The following is a 12,617-nucleotide window of genomic DNA, read 5'->3' on the forward strand; positions in this document are numbered from 1 at the left end:
TATGCGATGCGGACGGATCAGCTCACTGTGCGTTACGGCTCCTTCACGGCACTTAGTGAGGTGAGTGTTGGGCTTCGGGCCGGCGCCATTACTGGATTGATTGGTCCAAATGGGGCTGGGAAGACTACTCTGCTCAACGCGCTCAGCGGCTTTACGGACGTGCACAGCGGCGTTGTGTACCTCGAGGAGAAGGACGTGACTACACTCGCTGCGCACCGACGAGCGCGGGCGGGGGTAATCCGGGGCTTCCAGACAGTGCGTCTACTGGAGCGGGAAAGCGTTCTAGATAACGTCCTCCTCGGCGCTGAACGGTTGCATCAACCGTCAGATTGCTCGCAGATACTTGGCCTCCCTGCACATTGGAAATGGCGAACGGTAGCTCGAAGTAAGGCCGCCGACGTGCTTGAGCTCCTCGGGCTGAGCTCGGACTCTCACCGGTCCGTGGACTCTCTTCCGTTCGCTAGCAGACGGCTGGTTGAAGTTGCGCGAGTGCTTATCAGTGCACCACCAGTTGTGCTCTTGGACGAACCGGCTGCCGGTCTCGACCAACGTGGGCGGATTGAGCTGGCGGGAGCATTGGTCCGAGTGCACGAACAAACCGGGCTGACAATGGCGGTAGTTGAGCACGATATTGATTTTGTCACGCGACTTTGCGGGAGCGTGATCGCCATGGATTCGGGTAGTCACGTCATGACCGGGACGCCGCAAGAGGTCTTTTCGGACGCGCGGGTTCAGATCGCCTATTTCGGAAGGGCAGCTAATGCTCACGCTTGAATCTGTAAAGGCGTGGTACGGCACAACTCAGGTTCTCTTTGGCGTAAACCTCAGCGTTGCGCGCGGGGAAACACTCGCATTACTCGGGACCAATGGGGCAGGTAAGACAACGACGCTCCGCGCCATTGCTGGCCTGGTGACCACTACGGGGTTGATCAGCATCGATGGGCGTGATATTAGTAGGCTGCCCACTCATCGACGCGTGCGTGCAAACGGAATCGCTGTCGTTCACGAGGGACGAGGATTGCTCGCGGATCTGACGGTAAAAGAAAATATCGTTCTGGGGACAACGCGGGCCCAACGCAAGCAGCTCGACGACATTCTGGATTTGTTTCCGGCGCTGAAGGGCCGCACGGGTGAAGCGGCATCACTTCTGAGTGGTGGCCAGCAACAGATGGTTGCCCTTGCTAGGGCGCTGTTGCGTCAACCGGATTACCTGTTACTCGATGAGCCTGCGCTTGGCTTGGCCCCATCGGTAATCGATGAGATCTACGGCCACGTCTCGCGCCTGTGCACGCAAGGAATGGGTGTTGTGCTGGTGGAGCAGAGCGTTACCCGCGCCGCCCAAGTGGCCGACCGGATGGCACTGCTGCGAGTTGGTGAAATCGCCCGAGTTATAGACCCGTCGAACTCGACGGACATTGATTTCTTCATGGAAGAAACTTTTGGCCTTCACAAGAAGCAGGTCTAATGCAGTTGTTCTGCGCAGCCAATAACGCACAAAAAGGAGTGAAATGCCTACTACTACTCTCGCGACCGCAAACGTCCGCATAGAGCAAGACAAAGGTCGCAACCTGGGGAAGTTTGTTGAAATGATCGATGAGGCTGCGGCCAAGGGGGCGGACATTCTCGTGTTGCCTGAGGTGGGGCTCCAAGGCTACGCCGACTTGGCATTTGCTTTAGGGAGCACCAGCAGCGTAGCCCAAAAGCAGTACTACTACCGAAACGCCGAAACCGTTCCAGGACCAGCGACGGATGTCATCGCTGCTAAGGCGGCAGAGCATGGCATGTACATCCAGCTCGGCTTGGCTGAGAGGGCTGTTCGGGGTGACGTGATTCTAAATGCGGCAGCCGTCATCGGACCTGAAGGTGTCGTGAATGTGTACCGCAAAACCCACAACCAGTTCGAGTTCCCGTACTTCAATCCTGGACAGGAGCTACCGGTCTTTGATCTTCCGTTCGCCCGGACCGGAAGCTTGATTTGCTATGACCTAGCGTTCCCGGAGGTGATGCGAACTTTTGCCCTGAAGGGTGCCAATCTCGCACTGAAGTCCACGGCATGGCCGATGAAAGGACACGACCGAGAAACGGACTATCACGGGTATTCCCATGACCTTGCTGCCCGAGCGAATGCATTTTTCAACCAGATGTGGTTGGTTACGTCCAACCACTGCGAGAAGGGGGCTTACAGTACGGGACTGGACTACTGGGGTCGTTCGCAGATCGTGGACCCGTTCGGCAACGTTGTTGCTGCGCTCGACGATGAGGAGGGGGTTGTTGTTCACACGGCAGACCTTGAGGCCGAGGTCGTTCGGAGCAGGACGAACGGCTTCTTCGGGCTCAACTTGGTGCAGGACCGTCGGCCGGATCTCTATGAAGAATTGGTGCGAACGGACCTCTACGGACAGTCGGACTCGATGCGGATCAACGGTCCTCATCCCGCTTAGCCCGTTGTTTTCGAGCCCCACCATCCAGCCCACCGCGACATCCAAAGAGGGAATCTTCCGCTGTGAACGCGTTTCTTGATGAAATCCAGCTGGCCTATGTAGCCACCGGAAAACCGCACAAAAGACTAATCCTCCGTGGAGTGATAGTCATCGACGGCACTGGAGGACCACCCTTTGGGCCGGCCGACATTGTCATAGAGATGGACACGATCACACGGATCGTGCAATATGGCACGTCACCCTGGCAGAACCAGTCACCCGTCAGACTGGTGCCCGGTCCGGAAGATGCCGTCTTGGATCTTGACGGCTGCTATATCCTGCCTGGCCTCGTAGATGCGCACGCGCATATTGGCGGCCCCGCGCAGGTGCCAAGTGCCGAATATGTGCACAAGCTATGGCTGGGTCATGGGGTCACCACAGTGCGGGAACTTGGCTCGATCTACAACGGCCTTGACTTCACACTGGAACAGGCCCGGCTCAGCAACCGATACGAGATTGCTGCGCCAGACATCGTTCCATATGTGTATTTTGGGTGGGGCGCAGATCATTGGATCTCTGATCCAGACGAAGCGCGCGCCTGGGTCAGAACCGTTGCTGCTCATGGCGCGAAAGGTATCAAGCTCTTCGGCCTGGCCCCCAACGTAATGAAAGCAACGCTTGAGGAAGCCCAGGCCCATAACCTTCAGACAGCATGCCACCACGCCCAGCAGTATGTGTCCGGCGCGAATGCACTCGATACCGCGCGATGGGGACTCAAGAGTGTAGAACATTGGTACGGAATTCCCGAGGCTATGTTTACCGATCGACGAGTGCAGGACTACCCGAGCGATTACAACTACGTGAACGAGGCCGACCGGTTCGCCGCAGCTGGGCGTTTGTGGGAGGCGGCGGCGCCGCCCGGTAGTGCACGGTGGAACGATACGATCGACGAATTCGTTTCCCTCGGTACCGCATTGGTCCCTACATTCAATGTCTACATTGGTGCCAGAGACGCCGCCCGAGTTAGGACCTCGGAGTGGCACCCGCGTTATACGGCCCGTGAGCTGAAAGCATTCTTCTCCCCTAACTCAGGAGAGCATGGTTCATTCTTTGAGAATTGGGGAACCGAGGAGGAAGTCTCATGGCGTCGCTCCTACTCATTGTGGATGAGTTTCATTCGAGACTTCTATGACAGGGGCGGACTCCTTGGCGCAGGCAGTGACTCTGGCTTCATCTACAAGGTGTATGGATTTGGCCTCATCGAAGAGTTGGAGCTTCTACGTGAAGCAGGTGTCTCCGCACTTGAGGTCATCGGGATTGCAACGCTTGGTGGTGCCAAAATTGCAGGCATCGACACCGTCACGGGAAGTATAGAAGTGGGTAAGCGAGCGGACCTCCTCATCGTCCAAGAAAACCCTCTGAAGAACTTGAAGGTGCTGTACGGGCACGGTCACAGCGCAGAAGAAGCCGATGGCGGTAGGAGTGCCGTCGGCGGTGTCACTTTGACGATCAAGGCGGGTGCTGTCTTCAATGCTCGGGACATGCTTTCCGATGTGCGTGACATCGTCGCCGAGCAGAGCGCCAATGGTGCGATATTCGAAACCGTTCACGACCACTGAACATCGGTGGCGGCGCGCTGTACTCCGGACTCATGGCGAAGCCTGGTGGCAGGGAACCTTCTGATCGCCCACATGTCTCGACAATCAGGAGCTTTCAGGGACATGAATCCCTTCGGCGGGTTAGTGATGGCGTCGGCCTCGCGTCGTCATTTAGCTCGCTGGCCACGCTTCCCTCCAGGTTCTGGTGTGATCTCAAATGACTGAGGTGATGCGGTCCAAGCCAGCCTTCGATTCCACGCGCGTATCCCGCCCGCTCTGTGATCGTTGGTGGGCATAGGTGAACCGTCCCGGGGTTTCATGCCGCCGTTTTATTGGCGGCTTCGATTTTTATCGGACCGTTTGTTCCAGCGTAATAGTTGAGCTCATATTCAGCCGGCGGCATGTTCCCCAAGGCGCTGTGTAGCCGCCGTTGTTGTACCAGTCGAGCCAGTCGAAGGTCAGCTTCTCGACGTCGGCGAGGGTCTTCAGCGGACCGGTGATGAAAGGTGAGTTCTTCGCGACGGCCTCGTTCTTGTAGAGGCCCATTACGGTCTCGGCGGCCGCATTGTCATACGCGTCACCAACCGTGCCGATCGATGCGACCAGTCCCTCGAGCGCTACGGTCTCGGTGAACTTGATGGACGTGTACTGGGCGGATTCAACTGGTCGAAGCAACACCGGCCTGTTCGGTCAATAGTAGGTGCTCTGCCCACATCTCGGTGGGGGTACTCCAGCCAAGGATTTTGCGTGGTCGGTTGTTGAGCGTTAGAGCAACTGTCGGCGGACATGAGAAGCTGCCCATAGGCGGCCACGGAACTGCCCACTGACGGCCAGGAAAACTGCTTGGGTTCTATCGGTCCTTGCAACACTCAGCACTATTCAGGAGTTGCAACCATGGTTTCCGAACAGACAACACGAGCACCAGCCCGAACGTTCACCGACGACGAGAAAGCATCCTTCTTCGCCGCGTTCGAACGGCTCGGAAGCATCCGCCTCGCCGCCGAGGAACTCGGCTTCAAGCCCATGACGTGTCGGCATTGGGTAACCCTCGCGGGCATCGACGTGAAGGTCGCCCAACGTGCACGACGGACCGAGTACTTCCGTCTGCGCGCCGACGCCGTCCCACGAAAAGAGGCAGCCCGGCAGGTCGGGTTGAACATTCGCACAGCGGTCGACTGGGACCAGGGCATCCGGCACGCCGACAACCGCCGGGTCCTGCCCGATGGGCGCATCATCGACTACAACAAGACCGTGACCGTACTGAGTGATTCCCATATCAGGCTGACTCCCGCGAAGCTGAAACCCATCAACTCGAGATACCTGTCGTTGGTTGATCGGGAAGCGATCCGTGACCTGTCCGCGACGGGCATGTCGATCCGGTCGATCGCGGCGACACTCCGCCGGGCGCCGTCGACGATCAGCCGAGAAATCATCCGCAACAGGCAGAACAATCTCACCTACCTTCCGTATGCGGCCCAGCGTGCTGCCGCCGCACGCCGACCACGGCCTCGGGAAGCGAAGCTCGTGACAGAGGAGGGCCTGCGGCAGTTCGTCCAGGAGAAGCTGCAGATCCGCTGGTCTCCGGAACAAATCTGTCAGGCTCTGGTCAAGCACTACCCGACCGACAAGGACATGCGCGTGGTACCAGAGACGATCTATCAGGCGCTCTACATGCAAGCTAGGGGCGGCCTGCGCCGTGCAGTGCAGGAGGCGCTGCGGTCCGGACGAACACGCCGCAAACCGCAGAAGACCGAATCTGCACGGCGGCCTCGATTCCGCGACCCGATGGTAATGATCGCCGACCGGCCACCCGAAATCGAGGACCGTGCCGTCCCCGGGCATTGGGAATCTCAATGTCTTTGTCAAGCGGTTTTGAGCATCGGGATCTCTGCTGGTTCCTGGTAGAGGGTGTGGTCGCGGAGCATTGCCCAGAGGACGTTGATGCGTCGCCGGGCGAGAGCGAGCAGCGCCTGTTTGTGGTTTTTCCCTTCACGGCGCTTTCGGTCGTAGTAAGCCCTGGAGGCGGGGCTGTTCTTCAAGCTTGATAGTGCTGCGAGATAGCAAGTTCGTAACAGCCGCCGGTTGAATCGGCGGGGCCGGTGGTGGTTGCCGCTGATGCGACCAGAGTCTCTGGGGGCTGGTGCGACGCCTGCGACGCTGGCAAGTCGATCGGCGTTCTCAAAATTACGGAGGTCTCCACCGATGTTTGCGAGGAAGGTTGCGGCGAGTATGGGGCCGAAGCCGGGCATGCTCTGCAGGATCTCGGCGTTCTCGTGCTCGTTGAATCGGGCGGTGATGGTTTTGTCGAGTTCCACCAGCTCCGCGTCGATTGCGGTGATTACGGCGGCCAGGCGCGACCCGAGGGTGGCGGCGACAATCTCGGTGCGCAACGTCGTTTCTTGCTCACGCGCGGCGTCGATTGCTTTCTGGGCGACGGTGGCGCTGTTGCGGCAGCCGCGGGCTTTCAACCATGCCGCCAGACGCGTTACTCCCATCCGGCGAAGCGCTCCGGGCGTCTGGTAGGTCGATAAGAGGGTGAGAGCGGCTTTGCTTGTGGAGTAGTCGAACGCGCGCTCCAGCGCGGGGAAGTACTCCAGCATTGTCGCGCGGAGCCGATTGATTGCGCGCACCCTGTCGTGGATGATGTTCAGGCGTCGAGTGGTCAGGAGTTTCAGGTCGACGCTGATCTGATCACCATCGCGAACGGGTTGGAGGTCGGTGCGCATCCGTGCCTGATCGGCGATGATTCGGGCATCTTTCGCGTCTGTCTTGCCCTCACCGCGGTAGGTCGCAGCCGCGTGGTGAATGATTCTGCCCGGGATATAGAGCAGCTGCTGGCCGTGATCGACCAGCAAGGAAATCAGGAGAGCTGCGCCGCCTGAGTTCAGATCCGTCGCCCATACGACCTCGTGCCCATCGGCGATCTCGGTGACCGTGGCGATGATTTCGAGCAGCACGGTCTCGTCGTTATCTATCCGTTGGGCGAGAAGCATCTCCCCGGACTGGTCGATCACGACGCAGTGATGCGCCCGCTTTCCTGGATCGATTCCCGCCCATACTGCTGGCATCTGAATGTTCCTTCCGTCTCGTTGATAGCAGTTTCCCTGTCGATAACCGCGCCGGCACGTCCTTACCCAGCGATCAATGTCGCAATTCTCAATCAGCGGTCGAGTCATCTGCGGGCAGCGGGCGGCCATTCCCAGTGAGCCGTTTATGCGGCAAGGCGATCTCAGCCATACCCGCCACCCGAGGGTGATCGACACACTACGACAGTCCCGAAATCACCCACCACAACAACGTAAGGAAGGTGACCTCATCACCGGCAGACTCAACAAGACCGCGATCGCGACCCTGGTCGAGCGCACCACCCGTTACGTCATGCTCGTCCACCTGCCCGGAGCCCACACAGCGGACGCTGTCCGTGACGGTCTGGTGGCCACGATCGGCACCCTGCCGGCACACCTCCGCGGGTCGCTGACCTGGGACCAGGGATCAGAGATGTCGACCCACAAGTCATTCACCACAGCGACAGACATGCCGGTGTACTTCTGCGACCCGGCCAGCCCCTGGCAGCGGGGCTCGAACGAGAACACCAACGGGCTCCTGCGCCAGTATTTCCCGAAGGGAAGCGACCTATCGGTCTATAGCCCCGAGGATCTGGAACGGGTCGCGCAGGAACTGAACGGCCGACCCCGCAAAACGCTCGGCTGGGACACCCCGGCAGAGCGATTCCGTGATCTACTAATCAGTACTTAATCAGCGCGGTGTTGCAACGACAGATGGAATCCAAGGTTCCGTGGCCGCTTATGGGCAGCTTCTCATGTCCGCCGACACACATTTGACATAGGTGCTTTCGACGTTTGTCCAAGCGACGCGTTGTGGCACGCCGCGGCCGTGACCCGGCTGCTGTGGCACGAGCAGTCCCGACGCCCATGCACTGAGAGATTCCGTGCAGTCGGCGTACAGAAGCCCGCGAGCGTGCTCAGCCGGGATGCTGGTCGTTCCGTCCGTGTTGCGCCGCACCGCGTCGTTGACGAGAGCGCCCGTGCCGCCGAGGAGCGCACCGTTTTCACCTACGGCCGGCACGAATGCCGCGACGTAGACGAGGTGACGCACCCGATCGAGGCCGGTGATAACGGAACCCCCATACGAATGCCCCAAGACAACCGGCGGGACCGGAAGCGCGTCCACGACACTCTGCACCGCCGCTGTGTCGTTCGTGAGCGAGCCCCGATGCAGGCGCGGAACGTGCACGCCGATCCCGTGCGCACGAAGAACGGCTGTCAGACGATCGAAATGCGCAGGCTGATGCCATAACCCGTGGACGAGAATGACGTCCGGTCGATGACTCATCCCCCAGCGTATGGGTGTCACGGGCGTCGCCATCTCCCAAGGAACGCTCGCCGGGCCCGATTGGGGGTCTGCCGACACCGCGACGAAATGCAGGAGCGTGCACATCTTGTCCAACTTAAAATTCCTGTCCAGCTGAATCCGCCAACCCTCAGCGGGCGGGTCGCGCCGCGCGCGTTTTCAGCAACGCATGCTGGCATGCTCTCAGCTATGTATGTGCGCTTCGAGGCAACGATCACGAACTCACGCGGTATGACGCCAGAGATCTTTGCGCTTGCAAACGGGCTTGCTCACTCCAACATGCTCAGCGACGAGGACTTCGTCTGGTGGCGCGAAAACAATGACTGGTTCAACGTGGCCTACGCCAACCCAGGGGCGATCGACAGCACGCTCTTCGACCGTTCCGTCCATCCCCGCACCGTCTGCTGGTTCAAAGCGGGTGCTGATCATCTTCTGACGCGAGCGACTGGATACTTGAACCTCTTGGATCGCTACGGCGTTGGGTGGGTCGAACGTCGATGCAAAGATCCCGGCCTGATCTTGTACGAAGACGACGTCCAGGTCGTCGTCGCACCGTGACCGCAAGCCGGACGGCTGTTGACACTGATCTGGTCGCGAGATTCGAAGCCAGTCGGCCGGTGCGGTTCTGTGTCACAGGGGAACCCCTTACGGGGCGGCCTCGTCAGTCGAGCACTGCAGCGACGGCTTCAATCTCTACGAGCTGATCGGTATAGCCGAGGACGGTGACTCCTAAGAGCGTGCTCGGTACGTCATGCGTGCCAAAGGCCTCGCGAATGACTGCCCAAGCCTTGACGAGGTCGCTCTGATTGGAGGATGCGACGAGAACTCGTGTGCTCAGGACATCATCGAGTCGGGCGCCTGCTGCGTGCAGGGCGATAACGAGGTTTTCCATCGCCTTGGTGGCCTGCGCCGAGTAGTCTCCGACTCCTGCGGTGCTGCCATCGAGATTGAGCGGGCAGGCGCCGGCCAGAAAGATGAGGCGAGCCTCAGCGGGAGCTGTTGCCGCGTAGGCATACTGTGCCACATCGGAAAGCTCAGCTGAACGGATCAGGACAACGTTTTGGGGCATGCCTTCACTGTATGGGAAAGCCAACTCGCGGCCGGCTTACTCACGGACGCCCGCAAGCGGAACCCCCTACGGGAAAGTAAGAGCCCTTGGATGGTCTGCCTGCATCGTTGCTACGGGTTAGTTGCCTCATGGGCACATATCTAGTAAATTGCTTGTATGGAAAGAAACAATGGTGTATCTGCAGGACTGGCTGCTGCGGCTGAGGCGCGGCTGAAGCTGGCGGAGCGCATCTCGACGCCGTGGTGGTATCACCCGGCGCTGGGACTCTTGATGGGACTGCTTGTTCTGGCTGTCGGCGGATCGATCGGCAAGGGCCTGGTCGTGCTGCCGCTCGTGCTTGTGGGCACTTTGGGGCTGGGATTGCTGTACCGCAACTTGTCGGGGGTCGATTTGCGTGGACCGCATGCCCCCGATGGAGGCAAGCGTGGGCGGGCATTGCTGGCCATCGTCCTGGCCACCCTTATCGCCTCCTGCGTGTTGTCCTATCTGTTCGGACACGAGTTCGGCATCGGGCAGGCGCCCTGGATACTGGCTGCTGTAGCCCTAGTGGTCACCGTCGTCGCTGGCAGGGCCTACGACAACTCCTTGCGGGCCCAGTTGCGAGACCCGAACTCGTGAGCTCCCATCCTGAGCTGTCGGTTCAGACGCTGAATCCGCTCATTCACGAACTTGCACGTCTGCGAATATGTTCCGCGCTCGCTGCGACGACGGCGTTGGAGTCCCGGGTCCTGCGGGACGTCGCCGACCTCAGTGAATCCGCCTTGAGCAAACACCTGAAGCGGCTCACCGAGGCCGGCTACGTGAAAGTACAGACAGGTGAACCCCAGGGCCCGGGTCGGCCCCCAGCGTGGATCTCACTGACCGATATCGGCAGAAATGCCTTCGTTCAGCACATGGCTGCGCTGAACCAGATGGCCTCGCCGACGTAGACCCGGAATTCTCTCCGCGTTCCTCGAGGTCTCGAACACGCAACCGTTGTGGATGTTCTTCCTGCCTATCGCGGCTTTGATGCTCCGTGGCTTCGCTCTGGCCATCTCCGCCGCATCAATCGCGACCACGAGGATCCCTTTCGAGGAACCCTCTACGGGACGACCAAACGCCGGATCCATCGCGCATGGCATTCTCGCCCGGGGCCACTAACTATCGCAATATCGCTACTACTGCGACAACACCGATGTTGGTTCAACAGGCCTTCTACCCAGGGACGCCTGGAATCTAATCAAATATCCATCAGGATCCTGAACGAGAAACTGACCGACACCAGCCTCGATGGCGCCGGTCCGATACCATTTCGTCTCCGGTTCCATAAATAGGTCCCAGCTGGCGACACGGAGAGCGGCCACAATAGGCTCAATCGATGGGACGGTGATTTGAAAGTTGATCCCGCGGCCCAAGGGCAGCTCTAACGCTGCCGGTATCCAATTGCGTCCTATGCCCATTGTCTCAAGCATGATGTGTGCGGTACCGCTCGCGATATAGGCGAAGCCGTCCTCTGGGCGGTCGTACAACACCTCGAATCCGCACAGACGGCACCAAAAATCCAAGCTCTCGTCGACAGAGGTGATGAGAAGTTCCGGAACGAGTCCCAGGCCTGGTGTGCTGACGACGTCGGCGATGGCATTGTCGTGAGGGGACGTTTCCTGGAACTCATCGGTCAAGGCGGATGTCGACGGGACGAAGGTGGGTTCCAGAGAGATCACACCTTCCAGACTATGTCCTGAGCCAAATTGGACTTTCATCCGCCGATCCACCCGTCGGCCGCGAGCCGCCGTCGTGTCACTTGGGAACCTTTACGGGACGTTCGGGCGGGCGTGAGCGAAGGCGCCGGTGTCCCCGAGCGGCTCACGCTTGTGGTCCGATAGGGTGAAGTTCAACTGTGAGCCCTGGGGAGGCCCCAATGAGATACTGGAACGTCTTAGTTGCTTCGTTCGCTCTGGCCGGTGCGCTGGCGCTGTCCGGGTGCACCGCAGATTCCGCACCTGCTGTAAGCCCGACTCTGCCAGCCACCACATCCACAACGGACGCGGTGACATGCACCGCTTTCGGCGATGTTCTGACAATTACCGCGAACGCCGATGCTGGTCTTCGGGATGGTCGGATGGCCACTCAGGAACAACAGGGCTGGTACCGGCTGGCCACGCGCGTACTGGATCGGGTGCCGACCAGCGGAAGTGGCGACGTTAGCGAGGCAACCGTCGCTCTCAGGGACGCTGCACCCGTAATCAGCCTCGGCGCCATGACATCGAGTGGAATTGGGTCCGCGGAGTGGAACGACGGCCTCGACAAGCTGTCCCTCGCTTGCGCCGACGCGGGTGCCGAGACGGGCATTGCGATGTTCACCGGCGGATAATACGGATTTCAGTGAGCGGATGTCGAACTCGCTGTGTCAAAAGGCAAGAGCCGCCCCGTACGACGAACCCCCGGACTCACGACCTGCACGCAGTAAAGGGCCCTTGAACTCAGCCCCCGATGCAGTCACCGCTTCCGCTGTAGCAGGGGTGATAATTCGGGTTAATCGTTGAAGCCGGGGGTTCAGGGCGCCAGTCGATCCTTGGCACTGACATCAACAGCGCCACTCCAAGAGCCATGATCAACGCGACGCTCGCGATGAACACGAGGCCGACCCGACGCCGCACGATTGCCCTCACGAGAAGCCCGACTTGAAGGGCGACCATGATTCCGGCGGTCACCCAGTAGCCCACGATGTCCGAGGTCGGCGGCTGCGGGCTCAAGCTTGCTGAAAACGCGCGGCGTACGAGCTCGAAGGTCAGCACGAAAGTCACAAACGCGGACCCGAGAGTAAGCAAGTCGAAGCCGCCCCTCTTGGCAGGGGCGGTTGCGTGGTCATTGACGGTAGCAACGTCGCCGATTCCCCGCCATTTGCTCATGACGCCAGCCTAGTCACGGTCGCCCGGCAGCTGATCAGGCAGCTCGACCACTCTGGACTCGTCTGCGATTTCCTAACTCGTCACTTCTGGCGACGAATAATTCCGCAGGTGATCGCCCGCCAACACTTCTATCGTGGCAAATGCGGCCGGTGCACTCTACTGATCTCTATAACCGAGCGCGTCAGATCTCGGGTGCCGGTGCTCAACTGGCGCTCAGTACCTGCAAGAGGAACGCTTAACGGGCGACCTTCAAGTTGACCGACCGATGTCT

15 protein-coding genes and 1 pseudogene are annotated in these 12,617 nt (G+C 59.8%); 10 read left to right on the plus strand and 6 right to left on the minus strand.

Features of this window, described 5'->3' with window-relative positions; all coding sequences use genetic code 11:
* Positions 1–6 precede the first annotated feature (6 nt).
* From E3T29_RS20655 to E3T29_RS06880, 4 genes are all read left to right on the plus strand, one after another.
* A complete protein-coding gene (locus E3T29_RS20655; protein WP_370446120.1) occupies positions 7–774 on the plus strand; it encodes an ABC transporter ATP-binding protein in 768 nt (255 codons plus the stop codon).
* Positions 761–1,465 (plus strand): ABC transporter ATP-binding protein, encoded by a 705-nt coding sequence (locus tag E3T29_RS06870; protein ID WP_134344782.1) that lies wholly within the window; start codon positions 761–763, stop codon positions 1,463–1,465. The genes E3T29_RS20655 and E3T29_RS06870 overlap by 14 nt, the downstream gene beginning before the upstream one ends.
* A 43-nt stretch (positions 1,466–1,508) precedes the next feature.
* Positions 1,509–2,441, plus strand: coding sequence for a carbon-nitrogen hydrolase family protein (locus E3T29_RS06875; RefSeq protein WP_104199173.1), 933 nt, complete (start codon positions 1,509–1,511; stop codon positions 2,439–2,441).
* 62 nt (positions 2,442–2,503) lie between these two features.
* The gene (locus tag E3T29_RS06880; RefSeq protein ID WP_198417721.1) at positions 2,504–4,039 is read left to right on the plus strand and encodes an amidohydrolase family protein; all 1,536 of its coding nucleotides are present in this window, start codon (positions 2,504–2,506) and stop codon (positions 4,037–4,039) included.
* A 327-nt stretch (positions 4,040–4,366) separates the two neighbouring features.
* Here E3T29_RS06880 and E3T29_RS06885 read toward each other — a convergent pair whose 3' ends face one another.
* Positions 4,367–4,696, minus strand: a complete 330-nt coding sequence (locus tag E3T29_RS06885; RefSeq protein ID WP_134344783.1) for an integrase core domain-containing protein — start codon at positions 4,694–4,696, stop codon at positions 4,367–4,369.
* Between the two features lie 165 nt (positions 4,697–4,861).
* On the opposite strand from E3T29_RS06885, the gene E3T29_RS06890 reads away from it, so the two are divergent.
* On the plus strand, positions 4,862–5,923 hold the full coding sequence (locus E3T29_RS06890; protein ID WP_134344784.1) for an IS30 family transposase: 1,062 nt from the start codon (positions 4,862–4,864) through the stop codon (positions 5,921–5,923).
* On the opposite strand, the gene E3T29_RS06895 is transcribed toward E3T29_RS06890, so the two are convergent.
* Positions 5,881–7,086 carry an IS110 family transposase gene (locus tag E3T29_RS06895; RefSeq protein WP_370449130.1) on the minus strand — a complete coding sequence of 402 codons (1,206 nt, stop codon included), beginning with the start codon at positions 7,084–7,086 and terminating at the stop codon, positions 5,881–5,883. The two genes, E3T29_RS06890 and E3T29_RS06895, sit on opposite strands and share 43 nt — an antisense overlap.
* A 235-nt stretch (positions 7,087–7,321) precedes the next feature.
* Between E3T29_RS06895 and E3T29_RS06900 the strand changes: the two are divergent.
* A pseudogene (locus tag E3T29_RS06900) lies at positions 7,322–7,774 on the plus strand (IS30 family transposase); the annotation flags it as partial.
* Positions 7,775–7,822: 48 nt separating this feature from the next.
* On the opposite strand, the gene E3T29_RS06905 reads toward E3T29_RS06900, so the two are convergent.
* Positions 7,823–8,371, minus strand: coding sequence for an alpha/beta hydrolase (locus E3T29_RS06905; protein ID WP_166792345.1), 549 nt, complete (start codon positions 8,369–8,371; stop codon positions 7,823–7,825).
* Positions 8,372–8,458: 87 nt separating this feature from the next.
* On the opposite strand from E3T29_RS06905, the gene E3T29_RS06910 reads away from it, so the two are divergent.
* A complete protein-coding gene (locus E3T29_RS06910) occupies positions 8,459–8,947 on the plus strand; it encodes a hypothetical protein (protein WP_241987682.1) in 489 nt (162 codons plus the stop codon).
* Positions 8,948–9,050: 103 nt separating this feature from the next.
* On the opposite strand, the gene E3T29_RS06915 is transcribed toward E3T29_RS06910, so the two are convergent.
* Positions 9,051–9,458: a RidA family protein gene (locus tag E3T29_RS06915; protein ID WP_134344787.1), complete on the minus strand. Its 408-nt coding sequence runs from the start codon at positions 9,456–9,458 to the stop codon at positions 9,051–9,053.
* Positions 9,459–9,614: 156 nt separating this feature from the next.
* Here E3T29_RS06915 and E3T29_RS19595 point away from each other — a divergent pair, with 156 nt between their 5' ends.
* A complete protein-coding gene (locus tag E3T29_RS19595) occupies positions 9,615–10,076 on the plus strand; it encodes a hypothetical protein (RefSeq protein ID WP_166789944.1) in 462 nt (153 codons plus the stop codon).
* Positions 10,073–10,387, plus strand: a complete 315-nt coding sequence (locus E3T29_RS19600) for a transcriptional regulator (protein ID WP_166789945.1) — start codon at positions 10,073–10,075, stop codon at positions 10,385–10,387. The genes E3T29_RS19595 and E3T29_RS19600 overlap by 4 nt, the downstream gene beginning before the upstream one ends.
* Positions 10,388–10,615: 228 nt before the next feature.
* Here the strand turns inward: E3T29_RS19600 and E3T29_RS06925 are convergent, their stop codons facing one another.
* On the minus strand, positions 10,616–11,197 hold the full coding sequence (locus tag E3T29_RS06925; protein WP_198417722.1) for a VOC family protein: 582 nt from the start codon (positions 11,195–11,197) through the stop codon (positions 10,616–10,618).
* Positions 11,198–11,484: 287 nt separating this feature from the next.
* Between E3T29_RS06925 and E3T29_RS06930 the strand changes: the two genes are divergently transcribed.
* The gene (locus tag E3T29_RS06930) at positions 11,485–11,808 is read left to right on the plus strand and encodes a hypothetical protein (RefSeq protein WP_166792346.1); all 324 of its coding nucleotides are present in this window, start codon (positions 11,485–11,487) and stop codon (positions 11,806–11,808) included.
* 109 nt (positions 11,809–11,917) lie between these two features.
* Here the strand turns inward: E3T29_RS06930 and E3T29_RS06935 are convergent, their stop codons facing one another.
* The gene (locus E3T29_RS06935) at positions 11,918–12,346 is read right to left on the minus strand and encodes a DUF6234 family protein (protein WP_134344790.1); all 429 of its coding nucleotides are present in this window, start codon (positions 12,344–12,346) and stop codon (positions 11,918–11,920) included.
* Between the last annotated feature and the right edge of the window lie 271 nt (positions 12,347–12,617).

This window comes from Cryobacterium sp. TMT1-66-1, assembly GCF_004403435.1.
Lineage (GTDB): Bacteria > Actinomycetota > Actinomycetes > Actinomycetales > Microbacteriaceae > Cryobacterium > Cryobacterium flavum.